Source organism: Kitasatospora sp. NPDC057015 (genome assembly GCF_042673745.1).
In the GTDB taxonomy this organism is placed as follows: domain Bacteria; phylum Actinomycetota; class Actinomycetes; order Streptomycetales; family Streptomycetaceae; genus Kitasatospora.
On sequence record NZ_JBHUSG010000132.1, the window covers coordinates 1 to 299 of the forward strand.

Consider the following 299-nt stretch of genomic DNA (forward strand, 5'->3'; position numbering starts at 1 on the left):
ACTCGTTGTGATTCAAGAGGTCCTCAAATTCGGCGATCTTATCCGTGCACACTCCCTCGGCTGTTTCGGAGAGGTGAGCTCGCGCCTCGCGAAGATACTCCGAGGTCTTGCTCCAGTTCGAGTGGAAATCGCGTTCAGCCGGCATATGAGTTCTCTATAGGTCGGACGTACCCAATTGTCGGCAATTTCAGCCCAAGTGTCGACTGACCGAAACCCGAGCCGGTCATTAGGTCGGGCGATCTTAATCGGCCGCAAACGACTGCAGTCCGGCCGTTGCCGCGACGCGATTCAACGCTGCT